Raw genomic sequence first — 16,730 nt, forward strand, 5'->3', positions numbered from 1 at the left:
GGGCGCACATCGCCCAGACAGTCAGATCATTTTTTGAAGAGTGCCGGTGGCCCCGGCTTGGCTGGGTAAAAGTTTACCTGCTGCTCAGTGATCCGCGCAGCTGCGGCACGCCGCGGCGCTCTGGCTCCTGCTGTTCAGGCGCCTGCTGGATCTGCGGGGCAGGGGTCTCAGCCTCATCCATCACCAGCGCTTCATAATTGCGCGCTGGGGCAAGCAGGCCGCGCATCGTGGTCACATTCGCTTCCATCGTCCGCGCTGGTGCATGCGGGTCGGCCGCGCGCATCGCGTCAAACTCGCCCTGCAGCCCGAGGATCAGCGCGAGGTTCTGGCGCACGCGCCCGTCGGCGTCCGGCAGGTCATAGGCCTTGCGAAGCTGGGCCTCGGCGCCTTCAAGATCACCGGTGAGCGCCAGCGACAGGCCATAATTGGCCAGCGTCGACGCCCGCTCCGGATCCAGTTGCAGCGCACGCAGATAAGAGGTCTGCGCATCGCGGTGACGCTCCAGCCGGTCGAGCGCGAGGCCAAGCGCGGCATGCGCCGTCGCATCCTGCGGCGCGATCACGCTCGCCTGGAAAAAGGATTCTGCCGCTTCGCCCACGCGGCCCTCGCTCATCAGCGCGCGGCCCATGATCAGCTGGAGCTCGGCCGATTGCGGATGCGCCGGAATAGCGCCGGACAGGACATCGATCGCCCGTGCATGGCTGCCAATCTCGCGCAGCACGCGGGTAAACTGGATCGTCGTTTCAAGATTTGTCGGGTCCTTGCGGAATTCGCCAGCCCAGAAGTTCGCACGTGTCAGCGCATCGGCGCGCTGGACCTCTGCGATCTCTTCAGGTGTCGCGGGCGCAAGCTCCTGTTCATAAGCCGCCTGCAGCGCCGCTTCCGCGCTTGCCGTGCTGTCACTCGCCCCGGTCGATGCGCAAGCAGATGCCAGCAACAGGACACAAAGAGAAACTGGATAAAGAGCTGCGCGTTGGACAGACATCGGGCAACCTCCCGCCAAACTGATTCACGCTGCCACCTTGCGCGTCCAAGCCTCAAGGATCAGTTAACTGAGATGTTGATTGCCTTAACCAGTTAGACCTTCGGAGTATCGATCACCCATGCACAAAGCGTTCACTGCCAGCGCCGACAGCCCCGCCCGCTTGCACCTCTTCCGGTCCGGCGAATGGAGTGAAGCTTCCGCCAGTCTCTCTGATGCCATCAAGGCACAGGCAAGAGCCCAGGGCTTCAAGGGTGGCAGCGGCGACATGGTCATTGCCGCCGGCCCCGAAGGTGAGATTGCCGATGTCCTTTTCGGCCTCGGCGAGACATCCGATGCGCTGGCCGTTGCGGCTCTCTCCGCCAAGTTGCCTGCAGGCGACTACAAGATTGAACGCGATGGCGACATGAAAATGGCGAACATCGCGGCGGGCTGGGCCGATGGCGCCTACCGCTTCGACCGCTACCTGAAGGACAAGGCCAACCCCCCGCGCCTCGTTATCGGTGATGGCGGCGACGCCGAAGCACTCGACCGCGAAGCTGACGCGATCGCGCTCCTCCGGGACCTCATCAACACTCCGGCCCAGGATATGGGACCGGCTGGTATCGAAGCTGCGATCCGCGTGCTTGCCGAACAGTTCAGCGCCGACCTTTCAGTCATCACCGGCGATGACCTGCTCAAGGAAAACTACCCGATGGTGCACGCGGTTGGCCGCGCCGCGCCTGAAGCCCCGCGCTTCATGGAGCTGTCCTGGGGCAATCCGGACCACCCAGAGCTTGCGCTCGTTGGCAAGGGCGTCGCCTTCGACACAGGCGGTCTGAACCTCAAGGGCGGCGCCGGCATGAAGCTGATGAAAAAGGATATGGGCGGCTCTGCCCATGTTATCGCGCTTGCCAAGCTCGTGATGAGCTCGAACCTGCCGGTCCGCCTGAAGCTTTACGTCCCCGCGGTGGAAAACGCGATCGGCCGCGACGCCTTCCGCCCGAGCGACATCCTGCAGACCCGCAAGGGCCTGACCGTAGAGATCGATAACACAGACGCTGAAGGCCGCCTCATCCTCGGCGACGCGCTCACGCGTGCCTGTGAAAGCGATCCGGACCTTCTCGTCGATTTCGCCACGCTAACCGGCGCCGCCCGCGTCGCTCTCGGGCCAGAGCTTGCGCCTTTCTATACCGATGACGGCGACCTTGCTGACGCCATCAATGCGGGCAGCGCGGTTTCCGGTGACCCTGTCTGGCGCATGCCGCTCTGGGACCCGTACAAATCCATGCTGAAAAGCTCTGTCGCCGACATTCAGAATTCGGGCGGCAGCTTTGCAGGCTCAATCACGGCGGCGATCTTCCTCAAGCAGTTCGTCGATGCGCGCCGCTGGGTGCACCTTGATGTCTGGGGCTGGCGCGTCTCCAAATATGGCCGCCCTGAAGGCGGCGCCGCGTGCGGTCTGCGCGCCATCTGGGCCATGTTGCGCACACGCTATGCCTGATCTGGCGGGGCGGGAGGGTGAATTCGCCCTCCTGCCTTGCGTCCGGGCAAATTTCCTGCTTCTTAGCGAAAATCGATAAGATCAGGAGTTTTCTTCATGCGCGTCAAGCTGTCAGCGACTGCCACCGCCCTTGCCCTCATCCTTGCTGCCTGTGGTGAGACCTCAGCGCCCCAGCAGGGCACCAGTCCGGAGGCGGGCGCCGAAACGACGGAAACTGCCGCCGCTGACGAAGCTGAAATTCAGGCGGAAACCGCCCGCCTGAATGCCTGGTTCGACGAGAAGTACGAAGAACAGGTCATGATGAGCCCGATCCAGCTCACCTTCCTTGGCCGCAAAGAACGCAATGACGAAATCGACGACATGTCCTATGAGGCCGCGCAGGAACAGCTCCAGTGGCGCCTCGACACGCTCGCCGAGATGGAAGCCAATTTCGACTATGACAAGCTGACACCAGAGGCCAAGAACTCCTGGGACATCTGGAAGTACCAGACCGAGCAGGCCGAAGAAGGCATGGAGTACTTCTATAACGGCTTCACCTTCGACCAGATGAATGGCGCGCAGAGCTTCCTGCCAACCGTCCTCATCCAGTTCCACCGCGTCGACAATGAAGCCGACATGGAAGCCTACATCTCGCGGATCAGCGAAGGCGCCCGCGCCGGCAACCAGCTTCTCGAAATCGCCAAGGAAAGCGCAAGCCGCGGCGTCGAAACCCCGGACTTCGCGCTCGAAGGCGTGATCGACCAGTCCCGCAAGGTCATTACCGGCGCGCCATTCACCGATGGCGAGCCATCTGACCTGTGGGCCGACGTCCAGATGGAAATTTCGAACCTGCAGGAAGCCGGCGAGATCGACGAAGCGCGCGCTGAAGAGCTGATGGCCGCGGCTGAAACCGCGCTGACCGAAGACTTCCAGCCTGCCTATGAAAACCTCATCGCATGGGCCGAGGCGGAGCTTGAAGACGCCCCGGAAAATCCGACCGGCCTCACCTCACAGCCGGGCGGCGCGGAGTATTACAACTACCGCCTCAAGGTCTCGACCACGACCGACCTGACCGCAGACGAAATCCACGAAATCGGCCTTCAAGAGGTTGAGCGCCTGCAGGGCGAAATGGAAGCGGTCAAGGAAGAGTTCGGCTTCGACGGCACGCTGCAGGAGTTCTTCGTCTACCTGCGTGAGAACACCGACGACCGTGAGCTCTATTACGAGAACAATGACGCAGGCGCTGACCAGTACATCGCCGATGCGACTGCTGCCATCGACAATATCGAAGGCCAGCTGCCGGACTATTTCGGTATCCTTCCGAAAGCCGATCTCATCGTGAAGCGCGTGGAGCCATTCCGTGAGCAGGACGGCGCCGCCCAGCACTACTATCCGGGTACGCCAGACGGCTCGCGCCCCGGCACCTATTACGCTCACCTTTCCGACATGACTTCCATGCCGAAGCGTGAGCTTGAAGTGATCGCCTATCATGAGGGGCTTCCGGGCCACCACATGCAAATCTCCATCGCGCAGGAACTGCAGGACATCCCGCAATTCCGCACGCAGGCTGGCTTCACCGCCTATTCCGAAGGCTGGGGCCTCTATTCAGAGCGCCTCGCCAGCGAGATGCCCGGCACCTTCCAGACGCCTCAGTCTGAGTTTGGCCGGCTCGGCTCTGAAATCTGGCGCGCCATCCGCCTCGTCGTCGACACGGGCCTCCACTCAAAGGGCTGGACCGAGCAGGAAGCCTGGGAATACTTCACCGAGAACGCTGCCGTCACCGACCAGCAGGCCCGTTCTGAAATCCAGCGTTACATCGTGATGCCGGGCCAGGCGACCGCCTACAAGATCGGCATGATCAAGATCCTCGAACTGCGCGAAATGGCCCGTGAGGAGCTTGGCGATGACTTCGACATTCGCGGTTTCCACGACACCATCCTCGGCGGCGGCGCCCTCCCGCTCGAACTGCTCGAGCGCCGCGTCAACACCTGGATCGAAGACGTAAAGGCCGGCGAAACCGCGACCCCGGAAGCGACAGAGGTCGAATCCGAAACGGAAACCGAGACCGAAACCGAAACGATGGACGTAGAGGAGTAGGCCTTCAGGTTACTCCCGCATGGTGAGCGAAGTCGAACCATGCCATCGAAATGAGCGAAGCCCCGCAGTAACACCTGCGGGGCTTTTTACTAGACCGCCTCCGGCTCCTGCAGCTCCTTGGCTTTCATCGCTTCGGCGATGTGATCTGCCAGAAGCCGCGCCTTGCCTTTCAGCTTGCCGCCTGACCAGACGACGTTCAGCGGCAGGGCTTCGGCCTCCCAGTCAGGCAACAGGCGCGCCAGCTGCCCCTCTCGCACTTTCTCACAGACCAGCCAGTCCGGCGCGAGAATATAGCCGAGCGCATCCTGCGCGCACTGGATCAGCATGTCACCGGACGACGCGCGAAACCGGCCTGCGGCGCGCAGACTGTCGGTCTCGCCACTTTCCTTATGCGACAGCTCCCACATCGCGGCGCCCGCCTGCTGGCGAAGCGACAGCGCGTCATTGGGCTCCAGTTCGCTCGGCCGCGTCACGGACTTCTGCTGCGCGATATAGATGGGCGAGGCCCAGAGCTTGCGGGGGCTGAGCGCGATACGCTTCGCCATCAGGCTGGAATCGGCAAGTTGTCCCAGCCGGAAGGCGAGGTCGACGCCCTCCTGGACGAGGTCGGTATAGGAATCGTCTGAAATCACATCCAGCGACAGGTCCGGATAGCGCCGCATGAAGCTCGCCAGCGCCGGGGCGATCACGACCCGCGATAGCGAATGCGGCACGCTGATACGCAGCTGGCCGACAGGCTCATTGTCGAGGCCGCGCACCTCGGCCTCTGCCGCCTCGAAAGACTCAAGGATGGATTTTGCCCGCGCATAGAAAGTCTGACCTGCCTCGGTGAGGCTCAGCGCGCGCGTGGTGCGCAGGAACAGGTCCGCGCCAAGCTGGGCCTCAAGGTCCTGGATGCGCCGCGACACCGTCGGCTGGCCAATCTCGAGATCAGCGGCCGCTTTGGAGAAACTTCCCGTGTCGGCGACACGTATGAAGAGCCGCATTGCGTCCAGCCTGTCCATCGCCGCTCGTCTCCATCTTGCCCGCGCGCCCCTCCATATAGGCAATAGGCTTCCGCTGCGCGAGGGGGCAGCGCAAATCACGCCGAGGCTCACCCTTTCGTGACGCCCCGTCACGCAGGCGTCATTCGCAGTTGAGAGACTTCGTCTATACCTCTTCGCCACCACAGGCCGCATGCCAAAGGGGGCGCACAATGCTGGACCGTATCAAATCACTCGCACCGCATATTATCGCGGTCATCGCATCGCTCGTCTTTCTCGACAGTTTGCGCTTCAAATTCACCAATGCACCGGAGACGCAGGTCATCTTCGGCAAGCTCGATGCCTGGGCAGAGAGTTTCGGGGCGGGGGGCCTCTTCGCGCAGACCGGCCTTTTCAGCCAGTATGTCATCGGCACGGCAGAGCTCGCGGCCGCCGCGTGTCTCCTCCTTGGCATCCTCCCCGCCCTCCGACGCCTGCAGGGCCTCGGCGCACTGATCGCCTTCGCGGTGATGAGCGGCGCGGTGAACTTCCACCTCTGGACCCCGCTTGGCATCGACCCGAACAATGATGGCGGTGGGCTCTTCTTCATGGCCTGCGTCGTGCTCGCGACCTCGCTTCTCCTCATTTTCATTCGCCGCCGGGAAATCGCCGCCATTGCGGGCGGTGTCGCCGCTGCCCTGACCGGCCCTGCGCCCTCCCTCACTACCTCGAAAGGTTCAACCCAATGATCAGACACGCTGCCGCCGCGCTCATGCTCGCTTCTGCTGGCCTCGCCTTCGCCGCGCCCGCCCATGCCGACAAGGCGCCAGTCTATACAGGCACCTTCTCCAACACCGCCGTCGAAGGCCACGACCCGGTCGCCTATTTTACCGAAGGCCGGCCCGTCAAAGGCAGCCGTGATTTTTCGACTGAGTACCAGGGCGCAGAGTTCCGCTTCGCGAGCCAGGAAAACCTCGACACTTTCCTCGCCGATCCGGAAAAATATGCACCACAATTCGGCGGTTACTGCGCCTGGGCCGTGTCCGAAGGCTACACCGCGAAAGGCGACGCAGACCACTGGGCGATCGTCGATGGAAAGCTCTATCTCAACTACAACAAAAATGTTCAGAATCTCTGGGAACAAGACCGCGCGATGCACATTGATAGAGCGAATGTAAACTGGCCGGAGGTTCTGAAGTAACAAGGCAAAATCCCTCCTCCCCTCACCCCGCCTTGTCACTTCCGGCTCGAAGACCCCGCACCTCCCCTCAGTGCGGGGTCTTCCTCGTTCTGCCTCTTAATTCCATCTTAAGGTGAGCTGATTTACGGGTCCGCCGCGGTCGGCTGGTACTCGCTGGCTGGCTGTAATTTTTGTAGAGAACCGGCCACTGGCCGAGCGCTGTCCGAGTGGACGGCGTAGGTAGAGGAATATCAGAATGTCCAAGAAAATCATCGCCGCAGCTGCCCTCGCAGCTGCAGCTCTTCCAGCATCCGCTCAAGGTTTCTACGCCGATGCCGGCTACACCTTCGTCAATATAGACTACGACGTCGCGGGTCAGTCCGGTGAGATCGACCTCGGCGCTGTCGGCGGGCACGTGGGCTATGACTTCAACGAGTGGTTTGCGCTTGAGGGCGAAGCCGCTGTTGGCGTCAGCGACGAGGAAGCTAGCATTGCAGGCGTTAATGCGAAGCTTGAGCTCAATTACATCGTTGGCGCATTTGCGCGCGCCAACCTGCCCATCAACGAACAATTCCGCCTTTATGGCCGCGTTGGTGCCGTGAATGCCGAAGTCGAAGGGTCTGCAACGGGCGGCGGCTTCAATTTCGCCGAGAGCAGCAGCGATAGCGGCGTCGGCTATGGCGCAGGCGCAGAGCTGATGGTCAGCTCGCAGTTCGGCGTCCGCGGCGATTATACCCGCTACGATATCGAGGATATCGAAGCCGACGCGTTTACCGTCGCAGCAGTCTTCAAGTTCTAGGCTGAGCAGAGCTTAGACCTGAACACAGAAAGGCCCGGCTGGGATCGTTCAGCCGGGCCTTTTTTCTCGCTTCGACGCCTTCACTACTTGCGCAGGATCACCCAGACGGCGTGGATGATGCCCGGCACATAGCCAAGCAGCGTCAGCAGGATGTTCAGCCAGAAGTGCAGGCCAAGACCCACCTGCAGGAACACGCCCAGCGGCGGGATCAGGATGGCCAGAAGAATACGGATTACGTCCATGATGGGGTCCCTCGTCTAAAAACAGACAAACGCCAGCTCAGGCATCTCGTTCCGGTGTGATGAATTTGCCCCCTTCGACCCGCATTCGCGGGCCACTTCCCCCGCATGCGGGGGAAGAAGGACCACCATCGGCGTCACGCCATCCTCCCCCGTGGACGGGGGAGGTGCCCGGCAGGGCGGAGGGGGCGAACCACCAGACTACTCGTCCCGCTCGGCCCACTCCTTCATGATGTGGTGCGCTACGGCAAAGGGCGGGGGCGCGAACATCTCGTCATGCTTGCCGGCCAGCACGCGGCGGATTTCCTCGCGCGAGAACCAGCGCGCGGTCTCCAGCTCATTCTTGTCGACGGAGATCTCGTCGCTCTCGGCGGGCAGGATCAGCCCGATCATCAGGGACGACGGAAACGGCCAGGGTTGGCAGAACAGGTATTCGGTCTTGGCGGGGTCGCAGTGGATGCCCGCTTCCTCATGCACCTCGCGCGCGGCGCCCTGTTCCAGCGTCTCGCCCGGCTCGATAAAGCCCGCCAGACAGCTCCACATGCCCTTCGGCCACATCTTCTGACGGCCCAGCAGGCACTTGTCGCCCTTCACTGCCAGCATGATGGCGACCGGGTCGGTGCGCGGGAAATGCTCGGCCGTACACTCGGTACAGGCCCGCTTCCAGCCTGCCTCGGCGCGCGCGCTCTCTGCCCCGCAGCGTGAGCAGAATCGGTGCGAGCGATGCCACTCAAACAGGGACCGCGCCGTAGAGGCGAGGTTGGCTTCCATCTCGCTCATCAGGCCCATGGCCTGGCGAAAATCAGTAAACTCCCCCGTCCCGGCGATCAGCGAGGCTTCGACATCAAAGTCCCCCGGCATCTCCACCGCGAAGACAGGCGTGCCATTCTTGTCGAGGCCCAGAAACAGCGGCTCAGACCCGGGCGCGAGCTTCGCCGCCTCCGGCCCCAGCCAGACAAGCCCGCCATCCTTCGCCAGCAGCGGCAGGCCCCCCTGCATCAACAGGACAAGCACATCATCGCGCGCATAGGCAGAGGCCAGCCAGTCAGCATCGGTGCGGTGATGGCCGGCGCGGTCAATCGGGCGAGCGCCCAGCGGGATGAAATCGGAATTGGTCGTATTAGCCATGCCGATATCCCTATCAGCATCCGCCCCCTTGTCACCCCGCTTTCAAAACGCGATATGGGGGTCAGGAGGCTGGCGGTGGACGAAGTCCTCGCCAACCGGGTCAGGTCGGGAACGAAGCAGCCCTAACGAGTTTCGCTTCGGGTCACTGTCCAGTCTCCGCTTTTATTCACCCAAACCCTTAAGCAGCGAAACCGTGCCTGCGGCGATGCCAGTCCAGAAACGCTGGGTGTGGCTGGTGTGCGCGGCGCTTTGGTCGAATAAGACGCCCCGACGGATTGATAATTCGCTCGATGCTTGATGCGTCATTGACCTTTCGAGAGATCAGAATTTCGTCATTATCAGCAACGCTGATCAGCCCTTTATCGAACATCCAGTGGACAGTTCCAGAGAGCGCCAGGCCATTGTTGACGATGTCTCGCCCGTCGTTCTCTACTGGTATGATATGAGCGGCTTCGACTTCCGCGCGCCCGCCACCGTTCACGAAGTCCCAGCCGGTAATGGCACATTTCTTTTCGTAAGCCATCAAGACTGCCAGCCTGAACCGTCGATCGCGAACGCGCTTGTTTGTGAGTGATGCAATCGTCTGACGATCATGGTCAAAAAGAAATGGAGTGGGCGCGTCGGCAAAGCCGGGGCGCTCATCTTCGGAAACATCCTCATAGCGGGGAAGCTCAATCGCTTCGCGCTTCACGGCTTGGGCAATGATTTTATCGAATGTCTCATCCGAGATATGACGCACCGCCTGAAGAGCGACGCCCGTGTTCACGCGTCCGGCTTTTCCAGCCAGGCGCGGTTCCAGAAACTCACCATCGACAATGCGCGGCACGCCAATAGCAAAGTCCTGAACAGTGGGCCGTTCAAGGCTGACATAAAAATGGTCGGCGATATTCGGGTCTGGCTGAATGTCTACCAGTCGGGCCGTGCCGCGATAAGTGCCACGTTCTTCTGGTGCGACGCCCGGATCTTTTACCGGGGTAAAGAAGACGACCCAATCGCCGAGGGCTTCCTGCACGCGTTGCAGATATCGGCGCGGAAAATGGTAATACTTACCGATTTGATCGTCGTACTTGGACGCAGTGCCCTGCACGAAAACAGCCTTAACCACAGTGCTTCCTTAATCGCTTCACCAATTGCACATTGAGGTGTTCGTGCCGGGCCAGCAAGTTTCTAGTGCTGGCCGAATGGCGGACCCCGCCATTCGGCCATAGCCAGCAAGGACAGGCCGGTTTCAGGCGGTCAAGGCTGCCGCAGGCACGGCTGCAAGCCGCCCGGCCTTGAGCGCCTGAAACAGGGCGGTCATACGGCTCACGTCTCAAAAATCGTCATCCCGGACGCCGTAGGCGATCCGGGACCCAGTGTCTCAAAGTGCTCTGGGTCCCGGATATTTGCTGGCGCAAATTCCGGGATGACGTTCAAGAGCTGGAGTTATTCCCTCCCCCGCATTCTGGAGAAGGGAGAAACGCCCCCTACTGCGCCGCCGCGACCGGATCGATCTTGTAGAGCCGGCACAGCGGATGCTCAGCGCCGTCATAGAAATAGGCCGAGCCTTCCCAGCCCTGCTGCAGCGGCGCGGCGCAGACCGGGTGATCCAGAAAGCTCGCATCACCTTCGCTGCCACCAGCCGCTTCCCAGTCCGCGACGAGGCCCGGAAACGCCAGGCCGAAATCCGCCCACGCGGCCCAGTAGGCGCCTGACTTGAAAACCACCGGGTCTACCTCAGTGCCATAGGAGGCATAGAGCCGGGCGAGGTCGTCGGCGTGGGCGTCGCAATCTGGCAGGCCCGGCGCGGTGAAATCGGCGGCCGCCGCCCACGTTTCGAAACAGGTCTCCGCCGGTTTGTAGTCGGCGTTCTGCTGCCAGCCGAGCATCGCAAAGGTCTGCTGGGCGCCGAGCTGTTCGATGAGGTCGCGTGCCGCCCTGTCCGCCGCATTCTGGTCGGCCACGGCGGGGGAGGCGGCGCAGGCGGTGAGGCAGAGGGTTGCGATCAGGGTGAGGGGCAGGGGGTGGGGCATGTGTTTCTTCTAAAGCGCTCCGCTCACCGCCCTCGTCCTTCGACAAGCTCAGGATGAGGGCGTTTATCATTGGTAACGGCATTCCCCTCTCCCTTGGGAGAGGGGCTAGGGGTGAGGGGGCGCTACGTTTGGGCAAAGTGGTTCCCCGGCAGTGATGTCATCATCTCGCATCACTGACACGTACGTGACTGGCCGAACACGCAGGCCCCCTCATCCCCGGCCCTTCTCCCCAAGGAGAAGGGAGCAACACCCATCAACAATAAGGATTACTCGCCGGGCATGGCGCCGAATAAGCCGTCCCGATGGAGTTCACTGCCCGCAGATACTGGTTGAAGTCCCGCATGCTGCCGGTGGAGCTCTGGCTGCTTGATGCGCTTGAGTAGGATGAGCCGGAATACCCGCTCGACGTCCCGCTATTCGCCGCATAGGCCTCTGCCCCGGCCGCCAGCCCGCCCACCACGGCGGTCAGCGTATTGCCGAGGAAATTGCCAAAGCCGGAACTGGAGCGTTCGCGCGGCACAGGCGGCAGCGAGGCATTGAACATCGGCATCCAGACATCGCAGGCAAACTGGTTGCCGCCATTCATGCAGCCTCGCGCGCCATATTTCATGATCCGCTCGCGGCTGTTCAGCCCGAAATAGGGGTAATAGTTGAAGAAGACGACACCCGCGCAGGCTGCATAGTCCTGCTGGTGGTCACAAGCGGCGGCATAGTTGTTTTCGGCCCGGCGGAACTGCAGCGGCGTGAACTTCTCCGGCGCAATCTGGCTGCCCTCGGCCACTGCATGGGCAAAGTTCACGCAGGCCTTGTGGACATTAGCGAGACAGGCCCGCTCCAGTGACATGGCGGCGCGCTCATAATTGCGCGGCACACCGTCCGCGCCGAGGAGGTCATAGCGGCCCGCCAGCTCACACGAATAGGCGTCATTCATCTCCCAGCAGAGCCGGTCTGCAAGATAGCGCGCCTTCTGGTGGCGGCCCTGACGCATCAGCGTAGTCGCAAACTCAATGTCGAGCGGGGGCAGGGAGGCAATGGCGCTCGCCGCCATCGGATGGCCCATCGATTGGGCCTTCTCATACCATTCGCGGGCAGAGAGGAGGTCGCCTTCCGGGTTGAGGCCGAGCTCATCGAACTTGCCCATGGTGAGGAAGGCGTTCGGATGCCCAAGGTCTGCAGCAAGCCGCAGCAGCCTGTGGCCATCCTCGAAATTCACCGGCACGCCCTCGCCATTGAAAGCCATCTGCGCGGCGACATAGGCGGCTGTCTCATTGCCCGCGCGCGCCGACATGACGTAGGTCTCGAACGCCTTCTGGGGGTCTGCGGGATGGCCCGGCCAGCCTTCGCGGTAAAGCGCGGCGAGGTTGTAGAGCGCCGGCGGGAAATTCTGCGCCGCCGCCACCTGCCAGAGCGCGACCGCCTTGTCATAGTCGGGTGTGACGGCTTTGCCCTGGCGATAATAGACGCCGAGATTGGTGTGCGCCTCGAGGCTCCCATAGGGGATGAGGCTCTCCCAGATCTGGCGCGCTTCTTCATATTGCCCGCTGGCATAGAGCGTCTTGGCGCGCTCATTCTGGAGGTAGGTGACGCTGCCGGGCTCTGCCCACGGCGCTTCGGGCACTGGCGTGATCACCAAATTCTGGGCATGCGCCGCCCCGAAGAATGAGGCGGCCAGAAGCGCTGCCTGAAGCCATTTGAGCATGAAGAGGCCTCCCACCACAAAAGCCTTGGAAAATTGTCCCGCCTGATTTTTCACCCCGTCGGGGCGAAAGTCCAGCGTCTGCACCAGCTTCCCTCAAAACACCGTGGCTGCACCGCCAGTACACCGGCAGATACACCGCCCTTGCACCGAATTTGTCCGCCCCTCTGGCGGCCCGACTATGGTCGCCTCCATGGTCAAGCGCTCCTTCATCCTCAGCACGCTTGCGGTCCTGGAAGTCTGGCTCTGGCCGGTCTTCTTCTGGGACCTTTACCGGCTTGAGGCCTATCTGAAGGCGCGCCGCGCCGAAGGCGGCTCCGGCCTTGTCGGTTATGCGGTCGCCCGCAATGGGCGGATCTATATCACGCTCGATGTCCGCGAGGACGCAAAGGACCCATGCGACTGGACGGCCTATGCCGCCCGCACCCCATGGGAAAAGCTCGACCCTGATGCCCGCGCGGCCGCATTGATGGCGCGTGCCGGCGAGGGCCTTGCGCTGTTAGTGCTGATGATGGGTATTGGCGGCGTTTTGGCCGGGCAGAGCGATGCCATCGCTGGCCTGCCGCAGGTGATATTGCCGCCCTAGACTGCAATCCCAAACGCCCTCATCCTGAGCGAAGTCGAAGGACGCGGGCGTACGCGCTGACCCCAGGTGAAATCGATTGAAAAGCCGCACCCAACCGGGTCTGCGGCTGCTGGTGCTGGCCCCACCCCGACCCTCCCCTTAAGGCGAGGGGGCGCAGACCTTCCAGCAAAGGCGCTTGCTTCAAAACCCTGCACGACGCCATCCCCCTCCCCCTTGGGGAGGGTCGGGGTGGGGCCTACCCCAAGCCCCTCAGAAAATTGGCCGCCGTCTTCAAATGCCCGTCCCGCTTTCCCTCATCCATCTTCTCGGCCATGGACACCATCATCGCCCAGCGGGGATTGCCTGCCAGCTGCTCGCGGTTGCGCCAGATCCAGCGCCAGTAAAGGCCGTCCCAGATATCGCACCAGTCGCCTTTCTCATGGTTGCCCATCTTCCGGATATAGGCTGAGCCGGAGAAATAAGGCTTCGTCGTGATGCGCCCGCCATCGGCATTCTGGCTCATCGCATAGGCGTTCGGCACCATGACCCAGTCATAGGAGTCGGCGAACATCTCCATGAACCATCTGTAGATATCGTCGGGGTCGATCTCGCAGATGAACATGAACCCGCCGAGCACCATCAGCCGCTCGATATGGTGGCAGTATCCAGTCCTGAGGATGCGCTTGATGACATCGTCTATGGGGTCGATCCCGGTCTCGCCGGTCCAGAAGCTTTCGGGCAGTTTGCGCGTATGTCCCCAATGGTTCGTCGTGCGCATCGGCACGCCGATATCCTCATAGGTCGCGCGCATGAACTCGCGCCAGCCAATGACCTGCCGGATAAAGCCTTCGGCGGAATTCATCGGGATGTCTTTCGTCTCGATGAAGGCCTTGGCCGCATCCAGAACCAGCTGCGGGGTGAGGAGCCCAATGTTCAGCATAGGGGTGATCGCCGAATGCCAGAGCAGGCTCTCGCCCTCCAGAATGGCGTCCTCATAAGGTCCGAACAGCTCGAACCGCTCATTCAGGAAGGCGCCGAGCCAGCTTTCGGCATCCTCATGGCTGGTTGGCCAGTAGAGGGTGTCGAGCGATCCGTAATTGTCCGGGAAATCTTCTTCGACTGACCGCCGGGCCTCTTCCTCGATCTCGTCCGGCTCTTTGGCAGGGAGCTGGGGAACGCTGTCCCTCAGCTTCTTCGGGACTTTCTTGCGGTTCTCATCGTCAAAGCTCCACTGCTCGCCCTTCGGCTTGTCGCCATTCATGAGGACATCGAAATGACGGCGCTGGCGCTTGTAGAACTCCGCCTGAAACCAGGACTTGTTATCTTCCCGCCACGCCCGGTTCTCGCCCGGTGTATTCAGGAAGAGCGGCGTATTGATCAGGGTGAGGTCGAGGTCGTGGGCCTCGCAATAGGCCTTGAGGCGCTTTTCCAAGATGAAGTCAGACGGGTCGCAGGTGACGATCTCCTTGATCCCCGCCTTGGCAAGGCGTGCTAGAAGGGGCTTCAGCAAAGGCTTGCCAGCCTCATAGCGGACATATTCAAATTCCGGCTTCAGCCCTTCGAGCCGCTTGGCATAGCGCGCCATGCTCGCCCGGTGCAGCCAGAGCTTCTGCTTGTGAAAGCTCATCGGATATTGCCGGTCGCCGAAGAACAGCGTGTCCTCGACGAGGCAGATCCGGTCCGGGCGCTTGTCGAGCCCCGGATGGTGGTTGAACAGATGGTGCGGAAAGATCAGGAGTGCCTTGGTCATCGCTGGCTAGAGCTAGGTCGATCGGTTCACAGGCAAAGGCTGCAAAACCGCTGGCGCGCCATTGCCGAGACCCCCGAGTCCCTGCCATTAGTAAACGCGCATGAGCGACGAAACTGATCTTCCCGGCGACGATGAGCGCGATGACGCGACTTTCTCCATGTTTGCGGAGGAAGAAGCTGCCCCCGGTTCGGGGGGGCCGTCCTATCAGGTGCTGGCGCGCAAATATCGCCCGAAGCTTTTCTCTGACCTGATCGGTCAGGAGGCGATGGTCCGCACGCTGCGCAACGCGTTCGAGCTCAATCGCATTGCCCACGCTTTCATGCTGACCGGCGTGCGCGGGGTCGGCAAGACGACGACCGCCCGGCTTCTGGCGCGCGCTTTCAACTATGAGGGTGAGGATCATCCGGGCCCGAGCCTCAAGCTCGACCCGCCGGGTGAGCACTGCAAGGCCATCATGGAAAGCCGCCATCCGGACGTGCTGGAGCTAGACGCGGCGTCCCGCACTGGTGTGGCAGACATGCGCGACCTGCTGGACGGGGTGCGCTATTCGCCCGTCTCGGCGCGCTACAAGGTCTACATCATCGACGAAGTTCACATGCTCTCGACGGCGAGCTTTAACGCGCTCCTGAAAACGCTGGAAGAGCCGCCGCCACATGTGAAGTTCATCTTCGCGACGACCGAAATCCGCAAGGTGCCCGTGACGGTGCTGTCGCGCTGTCAACGCTTTGATCTTAAACGCCTCGATACGGGCGAGCTTGCTGCGCACCTCGGCAAGATCGCTGGCCGCGAAGGCGCGAAGATTTCCGAAGAGGGCATCACACTGATTGCGCGGGCCGCTGAAGGCTCTGTCCGCGACGGTCTTTCCATCCTCGATCAGGCTATCGTGCAGGGCCTTGATGGCGGCGAGATTACTGGCGCAGCGGTGCGCGACATGCTGGGTCTCGGCGACCGGCTTCGCCTGCTCGATGCGTTTGAGTACGCGGTGACCGGCAAGGCGAGCGAGGCGGTGAGCGAGATCACTGACCAGATCCAGATCGGTGCCGACCCACTGATCCTGATGAAGGACCTGCTGGAGATCGCTGCCGATGTCGCGACGGTTCAGGCCATGGGCGACAACTATACGCTGCCCGGCCCGTCCGACTGGACGACACGGACCCGTCAGATCGCTGACAGCGTCACCCCGGCGCAGGCTCAGCGCAACTGGCAGATCCTGCTATCGGGCTATCGCGACACGCAAAGTGCGCCGGAGGCGGACGTCGCCCTGCGCATGGTGATCCTGCGCCTTGTAACGGCGGCGGGCCTGCCTTCCCCGGAAGATGCGGCCCGGATGATCGCCGAAGGCGGCGGCAATAGCGGTTCCAGCGCGCGCGGCAAGGGCGGGAAGTCTGACCCGAATGTCGTGCCTGTCGGCGGCGACCCGGGCGCGCGCCTCTCTAAGTTTGAAGATGTGCTCGACCTTCTGGAGAAAGAGCGTGAGCCCGTCCTCTGGGGTGAGGCGAAGGCCTATATCCGCCCATTCGTCTTTGCCGACGGCACGATCAGCTGCGACCTGAAAGATGGCGCGCCGGTCGATCTGCTTCGCAGGCTGACAGACTTCCTCGAGATTGCCACCGGCCATGAGTGGGACGTCAGCACCAAGCGGGGCGAGACGCCGGGCGAAACGATCAGCGAGCGCGAAGACCGGCTGAAGCGCGAACGGATCGAAGCGGTAAAGGCCGACACGGACGTCGCCGCCGCGATCAGCGCCATTCCCGGCCTCACGATTCTGGACGTGCGCGGCAGCGATACACTTGAAGAGCCCGTGGCAGAGGACAATGTCGTCCCCTTGCGCGTTGCCAATCAAAGGAAAGGCTAGGTC

At 62.1% G+C, this 16,730-nt stretch carries 15 protein-coding genes and 1 other RNA gene; 8 read left to right on the top strand and 8 right to left on the bottom strand.

The genetic code is table 11. The features are described from left to right. Window positions 1-73: 73 nt before the first annotated feature. Window positions 74-985, bottom strand: a complete 912-nt coding sequence (locus tag KUV46_08335; GenBank protein ID QYI99366.1) for a tetratricopeptide repeat protein — start codon at window positions 983-985, stop codon at window positions 74-76. Window positions 986-1,103: 118 nt separating this feature from the next. Here KUV46_08335 and KUV46_08340 point away from each other — a divergent pair, with 118 nt between their 5' ends. Next, on the top strand, window positions 1,104-2,465 hold the full coding sequence (locus tag KUV46_08340; GenBank protein ID QYI99367.1) for a leucyl aminopeptidase family protein: 1,362 nt from the start codon (window positions 1,104-1,106) through the stop codon (window positions 2,463-2,465). Window positions 2,466-2,561: 96 nt separating this feature from the next. After that, on the top strand, window positions 2,562-4,541 hold the full coding sequence (locus tag KUV46_08345; protein ID QYI99368.1) for a DUF885 domain-containing protein: 1,980 nt from the start codon (window positions 2,562-2,564) through the stop codon (window positions 4,539-4,541). 89 nt (window positions 4,542-4,630) lie between these two features. Here KUV46_08345 and KUV46_08350 read toward each other — a convergent pair whose 3' ends face one another. Continuing rightward, complete coding sequence (locus KUV46_08350) at window positions 4,631-5,545, bottom strand: LysR family transcriptional regulator (protein ID QYI99369.1); 915 nt, start codon at window positions 5,543-5,545, stop codon at window positions 4,631-4,633. A gap of 191 nt (window positions 5,546-5,736) precedes the next feature. Between KUV46_08350 and KUV46_08355 the strand changes: the two genes are divergently transcribed. From KUV46_08355 to KUV46_08365, 3 genes are all read left to right on the top strand, one after another. Continuing rightward, window positions 5,737-6,252, top strand: a complete 516-nt coding sequence (locus KUV46_08355) for a hypothetical protein (GenBank protein QYI99370.1) — start codon at window positions 5,737-5,739, stop codon at window positions 6,250-6,252. Next, the gene (locus KUV46_08360) at window positions 6,249-6,704 is read left to right on the top strand and encodes a YHS domain-containing protein (protein QYI99371.1); all 456 of its coding nucleotides are present in this window, start codon (window positions 6,249-6,251) and stop codon (window positions 6,702-6,704) included. Before KUV46_08355 ends, KUV46_08360 begins: the two co-directional genes overlap by 4 nt. Before the next feature lie 235 nt (window positions 6,705-6,939). Then, window positions 6,940-7,482 carry a porin family protein gene (locus KUV46_08365; protein ID QYI99372.1) on the top strand — a complete coding sequence of 181 codons (543 nt, stop codon included), beginning with the start codon at window positions 6,940-6,942 and terminating at the stop codon, window positions 7,480-7,482. An 83-nt stretch (window positions 7,483-7,565) separates the two neighbouring features. Here KUV46_08365 and KUV46_08370 read toward each other — a convergent pair whose 3' ends face one another. Together KUV46_08370 and nudC are read right to left on the bottom strand one after the other, a co-directional pair. Then, entirely contained in the window at window positions 7,566-7,724 is a 159-nt protein-coding gene (locus tag KUV46_08370) for a YqaE/Pmp3 family membrane protein (GenBank protein ID QYI99373.1), read from the bottom strand. A gap of 198 nt (window positions 7,725-7,922) precedes the next feature. Then, window positions 7,923-8,849, bottom strand: a complete 927-nt coding sequence (gene nudC / locus KUV46_08375; protein QYI99374.1) for an NAD(+) diphosphatase — start codon at window positions 8,847-8,849, stop codon at window positions 7,923-7,925. A 64-nt stretch (window positions 8,850-8,913) separates the two neighbouring features. On the opposite strand from nudC, the gene ffs reads away from it, so the two are divergent. Then, an RNA gene (ffs, locus tag KUV46_08380) (signal recognition particle sRNA small type) lies at window positions 8,914-9,010 on the top strand. A gap of 17 nt (window positions 9,011-9,027) precedes the next feature. On the opposite strand, the gene KUV46_08385 is transcribed toward ffs, so the two are convergent. From KUV46_08385 to KUV46_08395, 3 genes are all read right to left on the bottom strand, one after another. After that, a complete protein-coding gene (locus tag KUV46_08385) occupies window positions 9,028-9,954 on the bottom strand; it encodes an HNH endonuclease (protein QYI99375.1) in 927 nt (308 codons plus the stop codon). 361 nt (window positions 9,955-10,315) lie between these two features. Continuing rightward, a complete protein-coding gene (locus KUV46_08390) occupies window positions 10,316-10,861 on the bottom strand; it encodes a hypothetical protein (GenBank protein QYI99376.1) in 546 nt (181 codons plus the stop codon). A 253-nt stretch (window positions 10,862-11,114) separates the two neighbouring features. Continuing rightward, window positions 11,115-12,560, bottom strand: a complete 1,446-nt coding sequence (locus KUV46_08395) for an SEL1-like repeat protein (protein QYI99377.1) — start codon at window positions 12,558-12,560, stop codon at window positions 11,115-11,117. A gap of 190 nt (window positions 12,561-12,750) precedes the next feature. Here KUV46_08395 and KUV46_08400 point away from each other — a divergent pair, with 190 nt between their 5' ends. Beyond that, window positions 12,751-13,143, top strand: coding sequence for a hypothetical protein (locus KUV46_08400; GenBank protein ID QYI99378.1), 393 nt, complete (start codon window positions 12,751-12,753; stop codon window positions 13,141-13,143). A 235-nt stretch (window positions 13,144-13,378) separates the two neighbouring features. On the opposite strand, the gene KUV46_08405 is transcribed toward KUV46_08400, so the two are convergent. Continuing rightward, window positions 13,379-14,872 (bottom strand): cryptochrome/photolyase family protein, encoded by a 1,494-nt coding sequence (locus tag KUV46_08405; GenBank protein QYI99379.1) that lies wholly within the window; start codon window positions 14,870-14,872, stop codon window positions 13,379-13,381. A 100-nt stretch (window positions 14,873-14,972) separates the two neighbouring features. On the opposite strand from KUV46_08405, the gene KUV46_08410 reads away from it, so the two are divergent. Next, window positions 14,973-16,727, top strand: coding sequence for a DNA polymerase III subunit gamma/tau (locus KUV46_08410; protein ID QYI99380.1), 1,755 nt, complete (start codon window positions 14,973-14,975; stop codon window positions 16,725-16,727). The last annotated feature ends 3 nt before the right edge of the window (window positions 16,728-16,730 follow it).

This window comes from Thalassovita mediterranea (assembly GCA_019448215.1).
Taxonomy (GTDB): Bacteria; Pseudomonadota; Alphaproteobacteria; order Caulobacterales; family Hyphomonadaceae; genus Henriciella.

Bases quoted from the DNA above. Each gene is read 5' to 3' on its own strand.
- KUV46_08335 (QYI99366.1), bottom strand. From the start codon at position 985: ATGTCTGTCCAACGCGCAGCTCTTTATCCAGTTTCTCTTTGTGTCCTG.
- KUV46_08340 (QYI99367.1), top strand. From the start codon at position 1,104: ATGCACAAAGCGTTCACTGCCAGCGCCGACAGCCCCGCCCGCTTGCAC.
- KUV46_08345 (QYI99368.1), top strand. From the start codon at position 2,562: ATGCGCGTCAAGCTGTCAGCGACTGCCACCGCCCTTGCCCTCATCCTT.
- KUV46_08350 (QYI99369.1), bottom strand. From the start codon at position 5,545: ATGGACAGGCTGGACGCAATGCGGCTCTTCATACGTGTCGCCGACACG.
- KUV46_08355 (QYI99370.1), top strand. From the start codon at position 5,737: ATGCTGGACCGTATCAAATCACTCGCACCGCATATTATCGCGGTCATC.
- KUV46_08360 (QYI99371.1), top strand. From the start codon at position 6,249: ATGATCAGACACGCTGCCGCCGCGCTCATGCTCGCTTCTGCTGGCCTC.
- KUV46_08365 (QYI99372.1), top strand. From the start codon at position 6,940: ATGTCCAAGAAAATCATCGCCGCAGCTGCCCTCGCAGCTGCAGCTCTT.
- KUV46_08370 (QYI99373.1), bottom strand. From the start codon at position 7,724: ATGGACGTAATCCGTATTCTTCTGGCCATCCTGATCCCGCCGCTGGGC.
- nudC (QYI99374.1), bottom strand. From the start codon at position 8,849: ATGGCTAATACGACCAATTCCGATTTCATCCCGCTGGGCGCTCGCCCG.
- KUV46_08390 (QYI99376.1), bottom strand. From the start codon at position 10,861: ATGCCCCACCCCCTGCCCCTCACCCTGATCGCAACCCTCTGCCTCACC.
- KUV46_08395 (QYI99377.1), bottom strand. From the start codon at position 12,560: ATGCTCAAATGGCTTCAGGCAGCGCTTCTGGCCGCCTCATTCTTCGGG.
- KUV46_08400 (QYI99378.1), top strand. From the start codon at position 12,751: ATGGTCAAGCGCTCCTTCATCCTCAGCACGCTTGCGGTCCTGGAAGTC.
- KUV46_08405 (QYI99379.1), bottom strand. From the start codon at position 14,872: ATGACCAAGGCACTCCTGATCTTTCCGCACCATCTGTTCAACCACCAT.
- KUV46_08410 (QYI99380.1), top strand. From the start codon at position 14,973: ATGAGCGACGAAACTGATCTTCCCGGCGACGATGAGCGCGATGACGCG.